Here is a 20,547-nt window from a genome sequence, read left to right as displayed (position 1 = left end):
AAAAAAACTAATGGAGGAATGAAAAAATGAAATTTTTTATTGATACTGCAAACCTTGACGATATTAAAAAAGCATACAAAGTGGGCGTTTTATCTGGCGTCACAACAAACCCTTCTCTTGTTGCAAAAGAAGGCGTAAAGTTTGAAGATCGTATTGAAGAAATTTTAAAAACTGTTCCAGAAGTAGAATCCGTTTCAGCAGAAGTGACGCCGGATGCCGAAACAGCGGAAGACATGATTGCGCAAGCAGAAGAACTAATTAAAATTAATGGCGGGGATCAAAATATTACGATTAAGCTTCCAATGACAATCGCTGGATTAGAAGCGACTCGCTACCTTGCTAAAAAAGGTGTAAAAACAAACGTAACGCTTATTTTCACTGTGAACCAAGCGCTTTTAGCAGCTCGTGCAGGTGCAACATATGTATCTCCATTCCTTGGTCGCCTTGATGATATTTCAGAAGACGGCGTACAGCTTGTGGCTAAAATTGCCGAGTTGTTCCGCATTCAAAATATTGACTCTCAAATCATTGCGGCTTCTGTAAGACATCCGGATCACGTTACACGCGTAGCCCTTGCCGGAGCTCATATTGCAACGATTCCATATTCAGTAATCGAGCAGCTTGTTAAACATCCTTTAACCGAACAAGGAATCGAAAAATTTGCGGCTGATTGGAAAAATGCTGTTCAAAATTAAGTAAAAGATAAAGAACGTGCGCATTCTAGAAAAAGAATGCACCCGTTCTCTCATAATATCCTTAAAGAGGTAAACACCATGAATACAGTAGATGCTAAGATGATTAAAACCCAATACGGTTCAGAGGTTTATGTAGATGATGTAGAACATATTAACTTTAAAAGCCTTCATGCGCCGAAAGTTAACCAGCCGCTCTATCGCATTGAATTTGAAATTGGCTACTTTTTATTAAAAGAACACAGATATTACGAGTACGAAAAAAACTATTTTTGGCTTGCAGTAAGCGAAGATTTTAGTAAGCTAATTATTCAAGAACCTGATATGGAAAGCTTATTTGGAGCTAAAAGCGAAGAAGAAAGAAAGGCGACAAAAGAGCTTTTAAGTCAGTGGCTCATTCATACAGAGGCTTATAAAAAGCAATTAAATCAGCATATTAATGACTGCAAGAAAAGTAATAAGACAAATGAGAGCATAACGGCTGTTTTAGAAAAGCTGCTGAATATTTCAGCAGCAGACATTGAACAAGCCCCGATTGAGAAATTAGCTGCCTCACGATCAGTTTAACTTAAAAAAGTAGGTAGGCATTCATAGCTGTACTTGAAAAAGATGCTTCGTTTAAAACGCGAAGCATCTTTTTTTCAGTTTCAACTATTTAACTCTTTAAAATTCCTATGTTAAAACGACTCTATTACTTATTTTGCTAAAGCCCGCGTTACTTGAATAACTTATACCAGTATAAAGTGGTTCCAATAGTAGGGTTATATGACTGCTTTAGTGTGTCAACTCCACCTAGTATGAATCCTTGTTTTACATAAAATCTGCATGCACCAAGATTATCATCTTGTGCTTCCAAGGACATTCCTATAAGTTTTCTTTGTTTTGCCCACTCTTCTGCTTTATTTAAGAGAAACTTTCCAACTCCCCTGCCTCTATAGTCTTTTTTAGTAGCAATGTTTTCAATATAACAGAAGCGATTCCAATCCTTAATGATTCTAATCTGTCCTATGCAAGTATTATTCATATAAGCTAAAAACAAAGCTTTATCCTCTCGGTTTATATATTGGCTCCAATCAAGTTTGTCATCTGGAAAACGTGTTTCTCTAGCTTCATCAAAAAGAACTTCTTTATAAGACCACCTTCCTGATTGTAAACTGGGGACAACTCTGCCATATAGCTTAAAATAATCATTTGTCATATTGATATCCTCTATTAAGTCATTATTTAATGGAGAAATAATGAGTTTACTTTCACTACCCAATAGTACACACTTCCTTTTATGATGTTTTGAAAATATTTTATTTAAGGATAAGTAAATCCTATCTTATTCAATATGACTGCCCGTTAGCTGAATAAGCCTTTCTTTATACAATACTATAAAAAGGAAATTTTCCCTTGCTATAATTAAAAGCAGCAATCCTTACAAAAAGCACCTTAGGAAAATAAAGGATAGTAATAAAAACGACATAATTGTCGTTTTTACATTGACGAATCAATTCCAGGAGGTTACATTATATTAAAACGACAACATTGTCGTTTTAATATAAGGAGGCTGAAATGATGCTTATTACGATGTTAACAACAGGAACGCGGGGAGACACCCAGCCTTTTATGGCTTTAGGATTAGAGCTAAAAAAGAAAGGATACCGTGTACGAATTGCGGCTTCAGAAGCTTATCAAAACTTCATAAAATCGTATGGATTCGAATATGCCATGCTTCGAGGAGATGTTTCTAAAATTATAGAGAGCGGAGCAGCAGACGACGCGATTAATGCAGACAATCCTCTCAAATTTTTTTCAAGCTTAAAAAATGAAAAGATGATGGGTATGATGATGAATATACAAGAAGATTTGCACAAAGCATGCAAAGGAGCCGATGCAATTGTATATCATCCAGGTGCGGCAATTGGTTACTTTGCTGCTAAAGAGATGAATATACCAAGCATTCTAGCCAGCCCTTTTCCAATGACACCAACAAAAGACTATCCAGCTTTAATTTTTTATGATCGACCACGATTTGGAAAAATATATAATAAGCTGACGCATCGTATTTTTGAATGGGGATTTTGGAAAGTAGTAAATGGTCCTTTAAAAAAATATTGGGTTCAGCAGCACGGAACAGGACCTAACGATTTTTCATGTCCATATCCAAAGCAGCGTACAGCAGCTAACCCAACCATTATTTCGTCAAGTCCCACTGTATTTTCCGTATCTAAAGATTGGCCTGAACACGTTCATTCCTACGGAAATTGGTTTATGGACAGTGACCATAGCTATCAGCCGGAAGAGAAGCTGGAAAGGTTTTTAAAGGCTGGAGAACCGCCAGTTTATATTGGATTTGGAAGTGTTGGTGATAAAAAAAACGCAGGCGAAACGACTGCTTTAGTGATTAAAGCCTTAAAACTTGCCGGGAAACGAGGTATCATCAATACAGGAGGAAGCGGAATGAATCACACAGAAGAGATAGCAGAAGACATTTTATTTGTAAAAGATATTCCTCATGAGTGGCTGTTTCCTAAAATGTCTGCCGTTGTTCATCATGGAGGAGCAGGAACAACAGCCGAAGGCCTCCGAGCTGGTGTTCCAAGTATTATTGTTCCTTATGGAAATGACCAATTCGCTTGGGGAAGAAAAATTCACGAGCTAGGAGCTGGAGCAAAAGCCATTCCGAGAAAAGAATTGACGGCTGAAAAATTATCCGCAGCCATTTCCTGTACGCAAGTTAATGAAATTCGATCCAGAGCACAAGAAATCGGAAAACAAATCCGAGCTGAAAAAGGAGCTGAAAAAGCAGCTCAGGTGATTATTGATGCACTCGAGACATTCGAAAATAAATAAAAAAGTAAGCGAGCGTGAAAAAATGCCAAAAGTAAGGGAAGGATACGCTGAAAAAAAGAAGCAAGAGATTTTAGAAGCAGCCAAAAGAGTATGCAAGAGCAAACCGGTGCATGATGTAGCCATGCGAGATATCGTTTTGGAAGCTGGAATGAGTCAGGGAGGCGTGTACAAATATTTTTCAAACCTTGATGAAGTATTTGTTGGACTTCTTAATCAAGAAAGCGTCAGCTATAAAGTAAAAGATAAAATTGAAGCCCTACTTCAGACAAAAAAAGATTCCTTTGAAATGCTGCATGATTTTATTATGTATATTGGAGAGCATATCCAAGAATCGATGACAGCAGGAGGAGAAATTTACTTTGAACTAGTAGCGTTGTATTCAAAAGACCCTCAGCGTTTTATGAAAATTGAAGATCAGCTAGTTGAAGTCTCTAACCTTAAATATATTCAAAAAAAGCTTCACGACTTTATTACGCAGCAAATAGAAGTAAAGAATTTCTCTCCGGCTGTACCAACAGATGATCTGCTAGCTTTTATGGCTACAGCGATCAACGGAATTACACAAAATCCAGCGCCGGTTTACAACGTCGATGAAAAGAAACAAGTTGCTGAGGCGGCAAACGTAGAACGGCATGTCAATACGCTTTCAATAGCCGTTCGAAAGCTATTAGGAGAATAAGTACAGCTGTAATATTAAAATGTATCTTATAACATTGCTAGCAGCGTTAAGTATATTTTTTTAAAAGGTTTTTTCACTTCTCCGTCTCCTTTGAATAGTTTTGCAAAAATTAAGCATAATACGACTGCAAACTATATTTAAGGAGATGGAAAAAATGAAAAAAGGGCTTATCATTGCTTCTTCAGTTCTTTTTCTTTCCGGCTTAGCTGCATGTGGAGGAAATAAAGACAATAACGCAATGGACAATACTCAAAATGACTTACGCAACACTTCTACAAACGATGGAGTTAATAACAATATCCCAATGGATAACACTGATCAGCCGACAAAGTCAGTTGAAGCAGCACAAAATGTAGAAGATATGAAGGAAGTTGACGATGCATATGTGCTTCGCGATAATAATAACGCGTATGTAACGGTAGACCTAGCTGGAAATGACGCAGCGGACAACAATGATAACGGCAAGGTGAACACCGTAACGTATAACGGCGATACTTATCATGAAGTTTCAACTGATTTTGAGCAAAAAATTGCAGACCGCGTAAGAGAAGCAGATAGTAAAATCGACAAAGTATACGTGGCGTTTGTAAACACGGGCTTAGATAATATGAACAACAACAATAACGTACCTGGCGTAGATAAAAATGACAAGATGTATCGAGATGATGAAAAAGACAACAACCGTGATCCAGAAGATATTGTAGAAGATCCAAAAGATATGATGGATCGTAACAACAAAGATCAATAACATCAAAAAGGCCTCTGAATCATCAGAGGCCTTTGGTTCATTAACTAAGTTCAAGTAAAGAAATAAAAATCGGAAGAACACAGCAAGAAACGGCTGAAATAAAATCAAGCTCGTTCTGTTTTTTTGCAGAAAGCGTGAACTCCATCAAAATAATTGTCAGGATACTCATGAAAAGCGTTGCATAAAAAAGAAAATCGCGCTGACTTTCCACTAAAAACAACACCGCATTTAAAATCAAAATAACGGCATAAAGAAACTTAAGCAGCAAGTGAAGCTGCATGCTGAATTTATTCTCTTGTTTGTAGCGCAAGATATAAACAAAAAAGAAAATAAATAAAGTTAATTGCCATGAGGCAGGGAGTAGCTGCTGCCATAGATTGTCCAAGAAACTCATTCCTCCTATAAAACGATGATGCATATATGTAACACACACGTTTTTATTTTAAAAGTGAAGAGTATCTTTAGGCAAGAGCAATTTTTCATTTTTTATAGACTTTTAATATAAAAAAAGAAAGGTCATCACGACCATTCTTTTTACTTCACTTCAATTAAAACCTTCGTACCGTCAGGAAACTCGTCTACTTGATGGGAGATCCAAGACCCGGCGCCTCGGTTGTCTGAAGGCTTTACATATTCAATATCAGCACCGCTTCCGCCTTCTTCACAAAAGGCCATCGGAAACTCATCTCGGTCATAGCCGCTTTTAGTCGGAATGCCTTTTAAAGACTCACGGCGGTTTTCCTCAGCCCCGTCTCGGTCAATTGTACAAACAGCCGATTTTCCTTTATCGATTGCATGTTGAATGTGCGCTGCAGTTTCAGGGTAACGATCAGCAGGGAAGGTAATTACTTCATCGTAGGAGGTATTCGTTGAAGAGTTCTGCTCTAACGGATTTCCTTCAATCATAACAATAACGGCTAATACTAAAATTAAAATACCAGAAACAATTTTTTTCAATCTGTAAAACTCCTTTATAAAACGTTTATCACTTTTATTTTAAAGTAATAAGAAAAAAATGTAAAAACATATAATGGAACTAGTCAAAATTCATAAGAAAAATATAAGCTCACGTACAGTCGCTGAACGTGAGCTTATGTCTAATGATGAGAGTGATGATGATGCGTTTCGTTTTCAGCTGGCTGCAGTGAACGTAATTCTTCTTTCGATAATTCGCCTACTGCGACTTGCTGAGTAGGAAGGATGTGTTCACCGCGCGCGTTAATATCCGTTTTAATATAGTAAATACCATCTTCCTTAAAGGTTGCTTTGGCTTTATACATACTGCCGTCATAATGCGCTTTTATTATTTCAACTTTACCGGGAGCATCTTTTTTCCACACTTTAAACTGAACGCTTTTGGCATCATCCACCGTTTTATTTTCTTGCATTACGTGCACTTCTAGTACCTGTGTGCTCCGTGGTTTTATAGTTTCAGGAAGCATCACATGCGCAGACAGAGGCTTTGGCTGCTTGTAGAGCTTGTCTGCGTTACTGTTTACAGAGCACGCGGAAAGTAAAATCGTACTAAGTATGACCAATCCGGGTATTTTCCATTTGTTCATTGTTACTGCACCTCACATCGTTTCATGCATCATGCGTTTAAAAACCGCTTCAATGCTGGAATTCGTTTGATGACAAAGAAATCTAAAAGCCACACGATAACTAAGGACAGTCCGACTAAAGGAAAGACGAGACCAAACACCACGATTATACACGTCACAATGCGCATTGCATTTCCTTCAGGAACTTTAGGAGCGCCTATGTTTTTAGCTGGTTTTCGTTTCCACCACAGTAAGGCTCCGCTGATAGCAATACCAGCAATTCCGATACAAACAATGAGGCCCATAAGCTGATTTATAAACCCAAACTGTGTACCTTTATGAAGCGTAATACCAAGTGCAATCAATTTTCCCATAAATCCATAGTTGTCGTACCGATAATCGGCTAACACAGCGCCGGTGTATTGATCAAGGTGAATGGTTGCTTCATCCTGAGCTCTTGGTGAAAAAACAGAGAGCGTATACACGCCTTGAGGTTCTTGCGGAATAGAAATGGTATAACCGTCGTGCATATGCTGTTCTTTTGCAATATCTACAATGTCATCAAGCGATACTTTTGTATATTGCGAAGCTGTGGAGTTTGGAACTTCTAACGTTTCAGCTCCCCAAGGCACGTCCGCTACATCTTTTGTTTGCACGGTTGAAGTAGGTGCACTGCCTACCCAAATAGACGGAGGGTACCCAACACCTGCGTTTGTGGCGATTTGCTGAAACGCATTGCCCCACAGTCCTGACCACGGAAGGCCCGTTAGTACGAGAAAAAGCATACCAGCTGAAATCCAAAAGGCCGGTACCGCATGAAGGTCTCGTGCAAACACGTTTTTACCTTTTGAAAAACGAGGAATCAGCACACCTTTTATTTTGTCTTTTTTGCGCGGCCACCATAAAAAAGCACCGGTTACAATTAAGACAATCGCCCAGCAGGCCGCAAGTTCTACGATACGATCACCCGCTGTTCCTGCCATTAGCTCTCCGTGAAATTCTTCAATTTGATTCATTAAGCGACTCGAATCATCCAGTTTTCCTACAATGTGACCATTGTGAGGATTAACAAAAATCGTATATGTATGGTCTTTTAATGAGATTCCTACTTCTGAAGAACGAGTGGAGCGCTCACTGGGCTTATACGTCAACACGTCAGCGCCTGGATACTTTTCCTTTACAGCCTGCACTTGTGCTGAAGGGGATGTAGACTGTGATTGAGCTTGAACATGATACAAGTCGTGGTACAGTCTTTCTTCAATTTGAGGCTTGAACAAATACACGCCTCCAGTAACAGCTAATATAAGAAGAAACGGAGTAAACACTAAGCCCGCATAAAAGTGCCAGCGCCATATGGCTTTGTATAGGCCTTGAGAACGCGCCGTGCTTTTTTTAGTTGTACTTGTTGTTTCTTCGCGCTTTTCCTGCATCATTTTTTCCTCCTTTTTACTAACGAACGTGCTTTCATTATAGAAGGAAAGGGAGAATTAGCCATCACTCCTGAGAGTGATTGTTGGGACTTATAAGAGGAAGCTGCTAATAAAAAAACAGCTCGTGAAAGCTGTTAGTTCATTAAGCCGTTTTGAAACGCATAGCTTGTCAGCTGCACGCGATTTTCTAAATGAAGCTTGCTTAAAATATTTTTCAAATGGCTTTTTACTGTGTGTTCAGAAATAAATAACTGCGCGGAGATATCGCGGTTCGACAGTCCTTTAGCCACTAATTGAAGTACTTCAAGCTCTCGTGCAGAAAGGGGAGTGTCGGTTTTTTTTATCGATGTTTCTTGCGGAAACTCTTTTAAAATTTGAAACGCAATTTCTTTTGACATAGGAACTTCATCTAAAGCGAACGCACGCAAATAGCTGTACCACACTTCAGACTGCAGGTTTTTTAACAAATAGCCCTGTGCGCCTTTTTTCAGCGCATCAAATAAATCCGTAATATCGTCTGAAACCGTGATAACCACAATTTTAACGTACGGAAACCGAAGCTTAATTTGTTTTGTCGCTTCCAACCCGTCCATCACAGGCATTCCAATGTCCATTAGTACGATATCAGGCATTAATTTTCCGGTCAGTTCAATGGCTTCTTGCCCGTTGGTTCCTTCGCCAACAATAATAAAATCTTCATATTCTTCTAAAATATCGCGAATGCCTTCTCTCGCATGAGCATGATCATCTACAATCAAAATACGAAACGGCTGCATTTACATAATCCCCTTTTTAATGCTAACAATGGTTTGGTTCTGTTTTCGCTCAATGGAAAAGTCCCAGTTCATGTCCTTCGCACGATCTTTCATAATTTGCAAACCAAGACCGGACTTGAGAGAGTCGGACGTAAAACCTGTACCGAAATCTGTAATTTCACAAATCCATCCCCCGGCCGTTTCAGTGGCTGTAATCCAGATTTTATTCGTTTTTGCATGTTTGATTACATTCATAGCCGCTTCCTTTACACAAGCAAACAGCTCGTTTTTTTCTTTCCTCGACAGCGTTGTTTCTGACAGTCTCCAATCTAGGTTTACATCTAGTAAATGAGTATGTGTTAAATCATCGACGTATTGATGAATGCTTTCGGTCCAGCTTTCGGAAGAGTCAGACGGAGAGTGCTTTAAATTCGTAATCGCTTGACGCGTATCGTCATGGACATGCTGAAGAGTTTGTTTCATCCGGATAAAGTCAGGATCCTGTTCTAATTTATTTTTTCTTCCGAACTTGTTCATTTTAACAGATAGGAGAAACAGCGACTGTGCAATGCCGTCATGCAGTTCACGAGCTAATTTTTCACGTTCAATAAGTGCTGCTTTCTTTTCTTTTTCTTGTCTTAGTTCCTCTTGCATTTTTTCTAAAATAGAAAATAAATAGCGGACAAATACAAGCGTTACAAAAAAGACAAGGAGCGGAGAAAGCACATTTCCCATATCCATTGAGATGTAAGGGAGCAAAAAGGCATGACGAACGTACTCCCAAAGCGCGATGGTCAGAGTTGGAAGAAGCAAAATCAGCCATTTAATTTGTCTATATTTCACGGTATCCCTTCTTTCGTCCATAAAATGTGTCTATATTTTATCATTTGAGCGGAAAATTACTAGAGGAAAGAAGAGAAATCACTCTTAAGAGTGATTGGTACCACCCCTAGCTGAACGGATAAAAGTAGTGGAAAAAAGTCTCATCTGCAATATCATACAAGAAAAATTTTTGAGTGAAAGGTATGCTTAAAAAGCTTAGTATGTGACAAGGAGGGGTCATTGATGACAAAAGAAATTCGCACGGCGCACGTTGACGCCGATTTACATATTGAAGCTTATCGTTTTAAAGGGATTATGCAAAAGTTTCCTGCTCATTTTCACGAGTATTATGTGATTGGATTTATTGAAGAAGGTCAGCGTCATTTAATTTGCCAAGGCAAAGAATACATCATTAATCCAGGAGATTTGCTGCTGTTTAATCCGTATGATGTCCATAGCTGTGAACAAATAGACGGCAAAACGCTTGATTATCGCTGTATTAACGTGACGCCAGAAGTGATGAAAAAAGCTGTTTTTGACATTAACGGCAGTGAAAGTCTTCCACGTTTTAACAGCAGCGTGGTGCAAAGAAGTGATGCTGTCTCTAGTTTAAAAGAGCTTCATTTACAAATTTCAAATGGTGAACGGGAGTTTAAGAAAGAAGAGTTATTTTTATATTTGCTGGAAGAACTCATGCAGGATCATTCAAATCTTTCTTTTCTTTCGTCAGACGTTGACACGTCCCATGAAATCACAACAATCTGCAGCTATTTGGAAGACAACTATACAAACAAGATCACGCTGGATGAGTTAAGTCAGCTAATTGGATGGAGCAAATACCGGCTGCTGCGCTCTTTTACAAAGCAAAAAGGAATCTCTCCATACAGCTACTTGGAAACAATTCGAATCAATCAGGCTAAAAAGCTGCTAGAGCAAGAAAAAAAACCGATTGACGTATCTTTTTTAACTGGCTTCAGTGATCAAAGTCATTTGACTAAATTTTTTAAAAGTCAGGTTGGGCTAACGCCAAAACAATACATGAAAATATTTGAAAGTGAAAAGAAAACAGGATGCTAGTAATAGCTTAGAAGGGAGAGAAGAGCTGTGGATCATTTAGCTGCTTACATGCTGATGGCGCTGGTTATGTCGATGATACCTGGTGCTGATACAATTCTTATCATGAAAAATACGCTTCATCACGGAGCAAAAGCAGGACGTTTTACTATACTTGGCATGGCTACAGGCCTCACGTTTTGGACGTTAATTGCTGTGCTTGGCTTGTCTGTTGCTATTGCGCAGTCGGTGTATCTGTTTAACACGATTAAATACATAGGGGCAGCGTACTTATTTTACTTAGGCATCAGAATATTTCTGACCAAAAATACGCTCTCATTAGAGGGCATTTCAGAAGAAACAAAAACTGTAAAGTCTTCATCTAGTCGCTGCTATAGAGAATCATATATGCAAGGGGCTCTTAGTAATTTTCTTAATCCTAAAACGGTATTAGTTTATATTACGTTTATGCCACAGTTTATTAACTTGGATGCACACACAAATCAACAGCTGCTGATACTCGGTTTTATTCTGACGCTTATAGCGGTAGGGTGGTTTTTAATCTTGGTGTATGTAATAGATTACGTGAAAAAATGGTTTAAAAAACCGGTGTTTCAAAAAGCCTTTCAACGATGCAGTGGCGTGCTGCTGATTGGTTTTGGAATAAGAACAATAGTGTAATCGTAGTTAGTAAGCAAAAAAGCCTTATTGAAAAATAAGGCTTTTTTTACGTTTAAAAACACGTAAACGAAACAATTTGTCGTGTATCCACACCGAAAATGGTCCAAAAACGTCCGTTCCATCTAAATCCTGCAACCGATCGCGGGCCTACAAAAATAGGAAAATACCAGAAGCTAGAGCCGTTTCTAAGCCATATGAACGTGTTGCGGAATAGACATAGAGAAATGGCTCCTGGGTCAACGGCAAATGGAGTTGCCGTTTGTTGAGCCGGAATAAATGCCGGCGGAGGGGAAGTTGGGGCTTGCTCCGGGCTAGGTGTAGGTAAACCGCCTGGTGGTCTAGGTGGACCGGGTGGGAGTTGAGGTCCAGGAAATCTTGTCAGGTACAAATAAAAATCCATGTAGTTAATGTCCATTTTTTAATCACCTCTATTTTTTATCACTATTTTATAAAGTATGAGAAAGCTGCCTAAAGGGATTGGGCAATTACAGCGTTTTTTACATAGGTCTTTTTTATGAAGAAAAGTTTGGTTCCTAAGTCGGAAATAAATTCCTTCATGAACTCGATAAAAGCTGAATAGGATAAAACAGAGTGTGTTTTTAGAGGAGGACTTTTCATGGATAACAATCCGAAAAAGATGTTTACACCGGTTAAGACCTATCAACCTTTCCACAGTATCTATGATCCTTGCCGGCCGATAGGAGTTAAATATTATTCTACGCCGCCTCAATTATACATGGGATTTCAGCCGCCGAATCTGCAGCAGTTTTCACCGAAAGAAGCGCTAAAAAAAGGAACGCTGTGGCCGGCTTTTTGGGACTACTATGAAAATCCATACAAAGATAAGAAGAGGGATGAAGAATGAAAAATCTACCTCCGGAGTACTATCAGGATTTAGAAGAAATACAGGCGATTGATTTTGCACTAGTAGAATTAACGCTGTATTTAGATACCCATCCAAATGACCAGCAGGCTATGCAGCAGTTTAACGAATACGCGCAGCAGGCTATGCAGTTAAAAAGAACCTTTGAAACAAAGTACGGGCCGCTTCAGCAATATGGAAACAGCTATACCGACGGAAAGTGGAGCTGGGGAACAAGCCCTTGGCCATGGCAAATATAAGCAGATAAAGGCGGGAGCTATATGTGGGTGTATGAAAAGAAATTGCAGTATCCAGTGAAAGTAAGCACGTGTAATCCAACGCTTGCCAAATATTTAATGGAACAATACGGGGGAGCGGACGGAGAGCTTGCAGCAGCACTTCGTTATTTGAATCAGCGCTATACAATTCCCGATAAAGTTGTTGGACTGCTAAACGATATTGGAACAGAAGAGTTTGCTCATCTTGAAATGATTGCTACAATGATTTATAAGCTAACAAAAGATGCAACGCCGGAGCAGCTGAAGGCAGCGGGATTAGCAGAACACTATGTGAACCATGATAGTGCACTTTATTACAATAATGCTGCTGGGGTTCCGTTTACAGCTACTTATATACAGGCAAAAGGCGATCCGATTGCAGATCTTTATGAAGACATAGCTGCAGAAGAAAAAGCAAGAGCTACATATCAATGGTTAATTGATATATCAGATGATCCTGATTTAAACGATAGCTTACGATTTTTACGAGAAAGAGAGATTGTTCACTCACAGCGGTTCCGCGAGGCCGTGGAGATTTTAAAAGATGACAGAGACAGGAAGAAAATCTTTTAACGAGCAAAAGGAACATCCCTCTTAGTACAGGAGGGATGTTTTTTATTATGGCAGCGTCGATTATACGCTAGAACTGCAGTGACAAGAAACAACCTTTAATTTCCCTTCAACATCTTTCCAAACTCGCGTATAGCTGTATTCGCCTCCGATCGATTCACCGGTTGCCAGTGCCCCATTCAACGCTATTTTTGTAATCGTAACGGCAAGTTCTTGAAACAGTTTAACTTCTTGTTCCAACACTTCCATGCCCGCTATATCAAGACTTTTTGAACGATGAACATTTATATCTTCTTCTTTTGACAACCATTGCCCAAGGTGATTCACAAAAATAAGCTCATCTGAAAGTAATTCTTCTAATAGCTCTATGTTATTAGAAAGCATGGCTGAGCGAAGCATTTCTTCGTATTCTATAACTCTTGCTTGATTCATTTTTAATCCTCCTTTACGCCTTGTGTAACTCTTTTCTATTTCCACGTTGCTTTTCCTTTAAACTTCTGTCCTTAATAAGTTGTGCTAAATTATGCTAATAGAGGGGATAAGTGGACTAATTTTCTGTAAGCACTAAAGATTCTGAAAGACTCGGTTAATTACCTTTAAATGGTAGAAAGTTAGAGTGAAAGAACCTTTTCTTTCCACTTTTCTAGTTATCTTTTTACTATTAAGATGCAGTTTTTTATACTTGTAATTGTAGAGGAATGAACGTTCATTCCGCTTTTGGAAAGAGGTGATAAAGTGGAATCTACTCCAACAAAACAAAAAGCGATTTTTTCTGCTTCGCTTCTGCTGTTTGCAGAAAGAGGGTTTGATGCAACCACGATGCCAATGATTGCAGAAAATGCCAAAGTAGGAGCAGGAACAATTTATCGCTACTTTAAAAATAAAGAAAGCCTTGTAAATGAATTATTTCAACAGCACGTAAACGAGTTTTTACAGTGCATTGAAAGCGGTCTGGCAAACGAAAGAGATGGATACCGAGATGGGTTTCATCATATCTTTGAAGGTATGGTGACATTTACTAAAAATCATCCTCGTGCTCTTGGATTTATTAAAACTCATAGCCAAGGAGCTTTTTTAACGGAAGAGAGCCGCTTCGCATATCAAAAGCTGGTGGAATTTGTTTGCACGTTCTTCAGAGAAGGACAAAAGCAAGGTGTGATTAGAAATCTTCCTGAAAATGCGCTAATTGCTATTTTATTTGGAAGTTTCATGGAAGTATATGAAATGATTGAAAATGACTACTTATCTTTAACTAATGAACTTCTTACTGGTGTAGAAGAGAGTCTGTGGGCAGCACTTAGCAGACAATCATGAAACTTAACAAGTGAAAGAGGGATAACATGACAATTAAAGAAATGCCTCAGCCAAAAACGTTTGGAGAGCTTAAAAATTTACCGTTATTAAACACAGATAAACCGGTTCAAGCTTTGATGAAAATTGCGGATGAATTAGGAGAAATCTTTAAATTCGAGGCGCCTGGCCGTGTAACGCGTTACTTATCAAGTCAGCGTCTAATTAAAGAAGCATGCGATGAATCACGTTTTGATAAAAACTTAAGTCAAGCGCTTAAATTTGTACGTGATTTTGCAGGAGACGGGTTATTTACAAGCTGGACGCACGAAAAAAATTGGAAAAAAGCGCATAATATCTTACTTCCAAGCTTCAGTCAGCAGGCAATGAAAGGCTATCATGCGATGATGGTCGATATCGCCGTGCAGCTTGTTCAAAAATGGGAGCGTCTAAATGCAGATGAGCATATTGAAGTACCGGAAGATATGACGCGTTTAACGCTTGATACAATCGGTCTTTGCGGCTTTAACTATCGCTTTAACAGCTTTTACCGAGATCAGCCGCATCCGTTTATTACGAGTATGGTCCGTGCACTGGATGAATCGATGAACAAGCTGCAGCGAGCAAATCCAGATGACCCAGCTTATGATGAAAACAAGCGCCAGTTTCAAGAAGATGTTCAAGTAATGAACAACCTAGTAGATAAAATTATTGCAGATCGCAAAGCAAGCGGTGAACAAAGCGATGATTTGTTAACGCATATGCTAAACGGAAAAGATCCAGAAACAGGTGAGCCGCTTGATGACGAGAACATTCGCTATCAAATTATTACATTCTTAATTGCGGGACACGAAACAACAAGCGGTCTTTTATCATTTGCGCTGTATTTCTTAGTGAAAAATCCACATGTATTACAAAAAGCAGCAGAAGAAGCAGCACGAGTTCTAGTAGATCCTGTTCCAAGCTACAAACAAGTCAAACAGCTTAAATATGTGGGCATGGTCTTAAACGAAGCGCTGCGCTTATGGCCAACGGCTCCTGCGTTTTCCCTATATGCAAAAGAAGATACGGTGCTTGGAGGAGAATATCCTTTAGAAAAAGGCGACGAACTAATGGTTCTGATTCCTCAGCTTCACCGTGATAAAACAATTTGGGGAGACGATATGGAAGAGTTCCGTCCAGAGCGTTTTGAAAATCCAAGTGCGATTCCGCAGCATGCGTTTAAACCGTTTGGAAACGGTCAGCGTGCGTGTATCGGTCAGCAGTTCGCTCTTCATGAAGCAACGCTTGTACTTGGTATGATGCTAAAACACTTTGACTTTGAAGATCATACAAACTACGAGCTGGATATTAAAGAAACTTTAACGTTAAAACCTGAAGGCTTTGTGGTAAAAGCAAAATCGAAAAAAATTCCGCTTGGCGGTATTCCTTCACCTAGCACTGAACAGTCTGCTAAAAAAGTACGCAAAAAGACAGAAAACGCTCATAATACGCCGCTGCTTGTGCTATACGGTTCAAATATGGGAACAGCTGAAGGAACGGCGCGTGATTTAGCAGATATTGCAATGAGCAAAGGATTCGCACCACAGGTCGCTACCCTTGATTCGCACGCCGGAAATCTTCCCCGCGAAGGAGCTGTATTAATTGTAACGGCGTCTTATAACGGACACCCGCCTGATAACGCAAAGCAATTTGTCGACTGGTTAGACCAAGCGTCTGCTGATGAAGTAAAAGGCGTTCGCTACTCCGTATTTGGATGCGGTGATAAAAACTGGGCGACAACGTATCAAAAAGTGCCTGCTTTTATCGATGAAACGCTTGCCGCTAAAGGGGCAGAAAACATCGCTGACCGCGGTGAAGCAGATGCAAGCGACGACTTTGAAGGCACATATGAAGAATGGCGTGAACATATGTGGAGTGATGTAGCAGCCTACTTTAACCTCGACATTGAAAACAGTGAAGATAATAAATCTACACTTTCACTTCAATTCGTCGACAGCGCCGCGGATATGCCGCTTGCGAAAATGCACGGTGCGTTTTCAGCGAACGTCGTAGCAAGCAAAGAACTTCAACAGCCAGGCAGTGCACGAAGCACGCGTCATCTTGAAATTGAACTTCCAAAAGAAGCTTCTTATCAAGAAGGAGATCATTTAGGCGTTATTCCTCGCAACTATGAAGGAATAGTAAACCGTGTAACAGCAAGGTTCGGTCTAGATGCATCACAGCAAATCCGTCTGGAAGCAGAAGAAGAAAAATTAGCTCATTTGCCACTCGCTAAAACAGTATCAGTAGAAGAGCTTCTGCAATACGTGGAGCTTCAAGATCCTGTTACGCGCACGCAGCTTCGCGCAATGGCTGCTAAAACGGTCTGCCCGCCGCATAAAGTAGAGCTTGAAGCCTTGCTTGAAAAGCAAGCCTACAAAGAACAAGTGCTGGCAAAACGTTTAACAATGCTTGAACTGCTTGAAAAATACCCGGCGTGTGAAATGGAGTTCAGCGAATTTATCGCCCTTCTGCCAAGCATACGCCCGCGCTATTACTCAATTTCTTCATCACCTCGTGTCGATGAAAAACAAGCAAGCATCACGGTCAGCGTTGTCTCAGGAGAAGCGTGGAGCGGATATGGAGAATATAAAGGAATTGCGTCGAACTATCTTGCCGAGCTGCAAGAAGGAGATACGATTACGTGCTTTATTTCCACACCGCAGTCAGGATTTACGCTGCCAAAAGACCCTGAAACGCCGCTTATCATGGTCGGACCGGGAACAGGCGTCGCGCCGTTTAGAGGTTTCGTGCAGGCTCGCAAACAGCTAAAAGAACAAGGACAGTCGCTTGGAGAAGCGCATTTATACTTCGGCTGCCGTTCACCTCATGAAGACTATCTGTACCAAGAAGAGCTTGAAAACGCCCAAAATGAAGGCATCATTACGCTTCATACCGCTTTTTCTCGCGTGCCAAATCAGCCGAAAACATACGTTCAGCACGTGATGGAACAAGACGGCAAGAAATTGATTGAACTTCTTGATCAAGGAGCGCACTTCTATATTTGCGGAGACGGAGGCCAAATGGCACCTGAAGTTGAAGCAACGCTTATGAAAAGCTATGCTGACGTTCACCAAGTGAGTGAAGCAGACGCTCGCTTATGGCTGCAGCAGCTAGAAGAAAAAGGCCGATACGCAAAAGACGTGTGGGCTGGGTAAATTAAAAAGAGGCTAGGATAAAAGTAGTTTAGTTGGTTGAAGGAAGATCCGAACGATGAATCGTTCGGATCTTTTTATTGGTAGAGTGAACGTAGATTTCATCTATTTAGTGACTTGTAGCGGTTGATCGGAGTGCAAGGCGAAGTCTTGCAAGAAAATCAACCCCGGTGCCTAAAGCAATTTATACGAGTTCATTTCTCCCGTTTATTCGTCTTTTGTCCCCACTTCATTTTTATAGCGTCTTAACGTTTCTTCTGCGTGACAGCAGATTTTTTCAATTAGCTTCTGAGGTTCTTCAATAAAAGCATGAGCCCCTAAGGTATAGAAAAAAGAAGCCATGTAATTTATTTCATTTCCATCAGTTATTGTATCGATATAGCCATTCCCATCACGCGCCACCTTCACATGATTTTCAAGCCACGGAACGCCTTTACACTGACGAACGCCTTCGTGTGTCAAGGTTACTTTTAACGAAATCGGCTGTGAGTTTACCGGTTCTGTTTCAAGCCATTCCTTTAACGTAAGAGACATATTTTCGTCTTTTTCTAAAACTTTTAACGAGTGAATACGATCCGCTCGAAATAATAACACTTTTTGCTTATTGAAGGAATAAGCAGGACAGTACCATAAACCGTTATGAGCATAAATTCCAAGGGGTTTGACTTCTTTTCTTGTTTGACCCGCCTTTGAATCATAAAGAAATTCAATATATTTTCCTGCAAGGCTTGCTTCTAAAAGCTCTTTTAAATAAGGAGTGTCAAGGTTTCTTTTAGGATTCCAAAACGCAATATGAGCACTCATTTTATCTACTTTTTTCTTTGTTTCCTCAGACAGGTACACATAAAATTTTTGAAGAGCCGCATGAATTCCTGCATCAAACGGAAGGTCATGATAATACTGCAGAGCTTGATAAGCAAAAAAGATAGAAATAGCTTCTTCTTCCGTAAACAAAATGGGAGGGAGAATACGATTTTTTAGCACTCTGTAACCGCCGCTCCGCCCTTTTTCATTGTAAAGAGGCAGCCCTAATTCACTTAAGTCCAGTAAATAGCGCTGGACGGTCCGCACGGAAAGACCAAATTCCTCCGCTAGTTCTTTTGCCGTAAACGTTCTTTTTGTATTAATAAACATGAGCATATCAACAAGCCGTCTAGACTTAGCCATTTATTTTCACCTTTTTCTTTTAATATGACAAAAAGTGTCGTATTAAGATGATATCATACAGAAACAGTAAAGTTGAAAGGAGAAAAGGGAATGAAGAAAAAAATCGTCGTATATATTGCGGCAAGCTTAGACGGATATATTGCAAGAGAAAACGGAGAGATTGACTGGCTGGAAAGCGTAGAAGGAGAGGGAGACAACGGCTACGAAGCGTTTTATCAAACGTGTGATGCGGTTGTTATGGGAAAAGCTACGTACGACCACGTGCTGAAGCTCACACCTGAGTTTCCGTATCTCGGTAAAAAATGCTACGTGTTTAGCCGCTCAGCTCAAGGAAAAGATCAATATGTCGAGTTTATAAACGAAAGCGTGGCGTTATTTCTCAACAACCTCAGTCAAGAAACTAAAAAAATATGGCTGGTGGGAGGCGCTGATATTCTCGCTGATTTCTTAACAGCAAAGAGGGTGGATGAATTTATTATATCGGTCATTCCCGTTTTGCTTGGGGCTGGTATTCCGCTGTTTAAACGAGGAATTCCCGAAATGAACTTGAAGCTTACCGATATAAAACAGTACGGGCAAATTGCTCAGCTTTATTATGAAAAAGAATAAGCTTTTCGTAATAAAAACTCTTTCTGCAGTGTCAGTGTGCTCATCGTGTATTTAACATCCAGCTATTGTTATTTTAGGGACAGTGACATCAAGAGCGTCCTTTTTTCATAGTATATTTTTGGGGTGAAAAAATGCCAAGAGTAAATTATCGAGATTCAGACGTTGCTTTAATGGCAAGGATGATGAGAGCAGAAGCTGAAGGCGAAGGAAAACAAGGAATGCTGTATGTTGGAAATGTCATTGTAAATCGTCTTAAAGCAAACTGTTTAGATTTCAAGAATTTAAGATCCGTTCCGCAAGTTATTTATCAGGTGCAGGGAGGCAACTATTCGTTCGAAGCTGTTCAAAAAGGAAACGTATTTTATCAAAGAGCAAGAGGTGTTGAAAAAAGGTTAGCCAAAAAGAATTTGGATTATTGGAGAGAACACCCGGGGAAATATGCACTGTGGTACTTTAATCCATCCGCTCCATGCCCTCCAACCTGGTACGGTCAACCCGCTTCTGGTCAATACAAAAATCACTGTTACTACGAGCCAAAGCCTGGAACATGCGCTAGCGTTTATAACGGATAGATAGCTTAGAAAATATGCTGCATTCTGAAAGTCTGGCCTCAAATCCAAACCTTTAGCTGCAGGTGACAAGGTAGTCGTTCTTCATATAATAAGAGAAAGCCCTCTTTTAATAAAGGGGGCTTTTGCTAATTGATGCATTTCTCATTTTGCTTCAAATTTTATGTTTTTACCAGCAGCAAATTCGGATTGATCCTTCGCTTTTGTATCCTTTACCACCCAGGACGTCTTTACCTTAGCTGCTGATAAAATTTCTTTAATTTGCTTATCGTTTAAGCCTTTCATATAAAGGACAAATTCTCTTGTATAGATGTTTTTATTTTCTTGCTCTTCATCTGCACCGTTGCCAAACCAATATCTTATTTGCTGATCGTCTTTGATGTTATTAAAAGCTTCTTTATAGTTAGGTAGCTTAACTTGAATATTCGACAGGTAATCCGTGCCGCGTAAGGTAAGGGTCATATGTACTTTGTGAAAATCTTTTTTTGAAGGGCTTGTTAACCCTGATGTTCCAACTTCACTAAATTCTTTTTTCGTCAGCGGTTTAACTGTAGTAGAAACAGAAACTTTTGGATCAGAATTATTTGTCACAACGTCTTCGGTACTGCAGGCACCTAAAATGAACAGCGTTAAAAGAGTATAGACTACTCCAAATGCTCTTTTCTTCATGCTCGTTCTCCTTTGTAATTGATAGATAATGGTACTCATTCGCTATGTTCATTGTATTTACCTCCATTTGTTTCAATGTCATGATTAATGAAGAAAA

The 20,547-nt window shown here is 39.7% G+C and carries 25 protein-coding genes; 14 read left to right on the top strand and 11 right to left on the bottom strand.

The genetic code is table 11. The features are described from left to right. The first annotated feature begins 26 nt into the window (after positions 1 to 26). Together fsa and AC1DEF_RS13945 are read left to right on the top strand one after the other, a co-directional pair. The gene (fsa, locus tag AC1DEF_RS13950; protein WP_014459236.1) at positions 27 to 695 is read left to right on the top strand and encodes a fructose-6-phosphate aldolase; all 669 of its coding nucleotides are present in this window, start codon (positions 27 to 29) and stop codon (positions 693 to 695) included. 78 nt (positions 696 to 773) lie between these two features. Next, a complete protein-coding gene (locus tag AC1DEF_RS13945; protein ID WP_043981373.1) occupies positions 774 to 1,259 on the top strand; it encodes a hypothetical protein in 486 nt (161 codons plus the stop codon). Positions 1,260 to 1,407: 148 nt separating this feature from the next. Here AC1DEF_RS13945 and AC1DEF_RS13940 read toward each other — a convergent pair whose 3' ends face one another. After that, on the bottom strand, positions 1,408 to 1,953 hold the full coding sequence (locus AC1DEF_RS13940) for a GNAT family N-acetyltransferase (RefSeq protein ID WP_097822802.1): 546 nt from the start codon (positions 1,951 to 1,953) through the stop codon (positions 1,408 to 1,410). A gap of 296 nt (positions 1,954 to 2,249) precedes the next feature. On the opposite strand from AC1DEF_RS13940, the gene AC1DEF_RS13935 reads away from it, so the two are divergent. From AC1DEF_RS13935 to AC1DEF_RS13925, 3 genes are all read left to right on the top strand, one after another. Beyond that, positions 2,250 to 3,530, top strand: coding sequence for a glycosyltransferase (locus AC1DEF_RS13935; protein WP_237074380.1), 1,281 nt, complete (start codon positions 2,250 to 2,252; stop codon positions 3,528 to 3,530). Beyond that, entirely contained in the window at positions 3,502 to 4,209 is a 708-nt protein-coding gene (locus AC1DEF_RS13930) for a TetR/AcrR family transcriptional regulator (protein WP_241771379.1), read from the top strand. Before AC1DEF_RS13935 ends, AC1DEF_RS13930 begins: the two co-directional genes overlap by 29 nt. Before the next feature lie 154 nt (positions 4,210 to 4,363). Next, positions 4,364 to 4,957 (top strand): hypothetical protein, encoded by a 594-nt coding sequence (locus tag AC1DEF_RS13925; protein ID WP_097822801.1) that lies wholly within the window; start codon positions 4,364 to 4,366, stop codon positions 4,955 to 4,957. A gap of 40 nt (positions 4,958 to 4,997) precedes the next feature. On the opposite strand, the gene AC1DEF_RS13920 is transcribed toward AC1DEF_RS13925, so the two are convergent. The 6 genes from AC1DEF_RS13920 to AC1DEF_RS13895 all read right to left on the bottom strand — a co-directional run bounded on the left by AC1DEF_RS13920 (position 4,998) and on the right by AC1DEF_RS13895 (position 9,526). Further along, positions 4,998 to 5,351, bottom strand: a complete 354-nt coding sequence (locus tag AC1DEF_RS13920; RefSeq protein WP_225049451.1) for a DUF1516 family protein — start codon at positions 5,349 to 5,351, stop codon at positions 4,998 to 5,000. A 140-nt stretch (positions 5,352 to 5,491) separates the two neighbouring features. Continuing rightward, entirely contained in the window at positions 5,492 to 5,914 is a 423-nt protein-coding gene (locus AC1DEF_RS13915; protein WP_013057949.1) for a NucA/NucB deoxyribonuclease domain-containing protein, read from the bottom strand. Between the two features lie 140 nt (positions 5,915 to 6,054). Beyond that, positions 6,055 to 6,519, bottom strand: a complete 465-nt coding sequence (locus tag AC1DEF_RS13910; protein ID WP_097822800.1) for a FixH family protein — start codon at positions 6,517 to 6,519, stop codon at positions 6,055 to 6,057. A 29-nt stretch (positions 6,520 to 6,548) separates the two neighbouring features. Then, the gene (locus tag AC1DEF_RS13905) at positions 6,549 to 7,931 is read right to left on the bottom strand and encodes a PepSY-associated TM helix domain-containing protein (protein ID WP_097822799.1); all 1,383 of its coding nucleotides are present in this window, start codon (positions 7,929 to 7,931) and stop codon (positions 6,549 to 6,551) included. A 131-nt stretch (positions 7,932 to 8,062) separates the two neighbouring features. Next, positions 8,063 to 8,704, bottom strand: coding sequence for a response regulator (locus AC1DEF_RS13900; protein WP_097822798.1), 642 nt, complete (start codon positions 8,702 to 8,704; stop codon positions 8,063 to 8,065). Then, entirely contained in the window at positions 8,705 to 9,526 is an 822-nt protein-coding gene (locus AC1DEF_RS13895) for a sensor histidine kinase (RefSeq protein ID WP_097822797.1), read from the bottom strand. Positions 9,527 to 9,748: 222 nt separating this feature from the next. Between AC1DEF_RS13895 and AC1DEF_RS13890 the strand changes: the two genes are divergently transcribed. Together AC1DEF_RS13890 and AC1DEF_RS13885 are read left to right on the top strand one after the other, a co-directional pair. Next, positions 9,749 to 10,582, top strand: a complete 834-nt coding sequence (locus AC1DEF_RS13890) for an AraC family ligand binding domain-containing protein (RefSeq protein ID WP_477727412.1) — start codon at positions 9,749 to 9,751, stop codon at positions 10,580 to 10,582. A gap of 27 nt (positions 10,583 to 10,609) precedes the next feature. Then, a complete protein-coding gene (locus AC1DEF_RS13885) occupies positions 10,610 to 11,239 on the top strand; it encodes a LysE family translocator (RefSeq protein ID WP_097822795.1) in 630 nt (209 codons plus the stop codon). A 52-nt stretch (positions 11,240 to 11,291) separates the two neighbouring features. Here AC1DEF_RS13885 and AC1DEF_RS13880 read toward each other — a convergent pair whose 3' ends face one another. Beyond that, positions 11,292 to 11,654, bottom strand: coding sequence for a transporter (locus AC1DEF_RS13880; RefSeq protein WP_097822794.1), 363 nt, complete (start codon positions 11,652 to 11,654; stop codon positions 11,292 to 11,294). Between the two features lie 201 nt (positions 11,655 to 11,855). Between AC1DEF_RS13880 and AC1DEF_RS13875 the strand changes: the two genes are divergently transcribed. From AC1DEF_RS13875 to cotJC, 3 genes are read left to right on the top strand one after another with little or no spacing between them, the layout of a single operon-like run. Further along, the gene (locus tag AC1DEF_RS13875) at positions 11,856 to 12,104 is read left to right on the top strand and encodes a spore coat associated protein CotJA (protein WP_013057939.1); all 249 of its coding nucleotides are present in this window, start codon (positions 11,856 to 11,858) and stop codon (positions 12,102 to 12,104) included. Beyond that, positions 12,101 to 12,361, top strand: a complete 261-nt coding sequence (locus AC1DEF_RS13870) for a spore coat protein CotJB (protein WP_028409289.1) — start codon at positions 12,101 to 12,103, stop codon at positions 12,359 to 12,361. Before AC1DEF_RS13875 ends, AC1DEF_RS13870 begins: the two co-directional genes overlap by 4 nt. 21 nt (positions 12,362 to 12,382) lie before the next feature. Beyond that, on the top strand, positions 12,383 to 12,952 hold the full coding sequence (gene cotJC, locus AC1DEF_RS13865) for a spore coat protein CotJC (protein WP_013083974.1): 570 nt from the start codon (positions 12,383 to 12,385) through the stop codon (positions 12,950 to 12,952). Between the two features lie 60 nt (positions 12,953 to 13,012). Here cotJC and AC1DEF_RS13860 read toward each other — a convergent pair whose 3' ends face one another. Continuing rightward, complete coding sequence (locus AC1DEF_RS13860) at positions 13,013 to 13,381, bottom strand: nuclear transport factor 2 family protein (protein ID WP_043981384.1); 369 nt, start codon at positions 13,379 to 13,381, stop codon at positions 13,013 to 13,015. 303 nt (positions 13,382 to 13,684) lie between these two features. Between AC1DEF_RS13860 and AC1DEF_RS13855 the strand changes: the two genes are divergently transcribed. Together AC1DEF_RS13855 and AC1DEF_RS13850 are read left to right on the top strand one after the other, a co-directional pair. After that, the gene (locus AC1DEF_RS13855; protein ID WP_097822792.1) at positions 13,685 to 14,263 is read left to right on the top strand and encodes a TetR/AcrR family transcriptional regulator; all 579 of its coding nucleotides are present in this window, start codon (positions 13,685 to 13,687) and stop codon (positions 14,261 to 14,263) included. A 26-nt stretch (positions 14,264 to 14,289) separates the two neighbouring features. Beyond that, entirely contained in the window at positions 14,290 to 17,439 is a 3,150-nt protein-coding gene (locus AC1DEF_RS13850) for a bifunctional cytochrome P450/NADPH--P450 reductase (protein WP_097822791.1), read from the top strand. A 204-nt stretch (positions 17,440 to 17,643) separates the two neighbouring features. On the opposite strand, the gene AC1DEF_RS13845 is transcribed toward AC1DEF_RS13850, so the two are convergent. Further along, positions 17,644 to 18,603: a helix-turn-helix transcriptional regulator gene (locus AC1DEF_RS13845; RefSeq protein ID WP_097822790.1), complete on the bottom strand. Its 960-nt coding sequence runs from the start codon at positions 18,601 to 18,603 to the stop codon at positions 17,644 to 17,646. 90 nt (positions 18,604 to 18,693) lie between these two features. Here AC1DEF_RS13845 and AC1DEF_RS13840 point away from each other — a divergent pair, with 90 nt between their 5' ends. Then, complete coding sequence (locus AC1DEF_RS13840) at positions 18,694 to 19,212, top strand: dihydrofolate reductase family protein (protein WP_025751048.1); 519 nt, start codon at positions 18,694 to 18,696, stop codon at positions 19,210 to 19,212. A 131-nt stretch (positions 19,213 to 19,343) separates the two neighbouring features. Then, positions 19,344 to 19,784 carry a cell wall hydrolase gene (locus AC1DEF_RS13835; RefSeq protein ID WP_013083968.1) on the top strand — a complete coding sequence of 147 codons (441 nt, stop codon included), beginning with the start codon at positions 19,344 to 19,346 and terminating at the stop codon, positions 19,782 to 19,784. 141 nt (positions 19,785 to 19,925) lie between these two features. On the opposite strand, the gene AC1DEF_RS13830 is transcribed toward AC1DEF_RS13835, so the two are convergent. After that, positions 19,926 to 20,450: a hypothetical protein gene (locus AC1DEF_RS13830; protein ID WP_477727411.1), complete on the bottom strand. Its 525-nt coding sequence runs from the start codon at positions 20,448 to 20,450 to the stop codon at positions 19,926 to 19,928. Positions 20,451 to 20,547: the final 97 nt, after the last annotated feature.

This window comes from Priestia sp. 10L35 (assembly GCF_056395685.1).
This window is presented reverse-complemented; position numbering and strand designations above follow the sequence as displayed.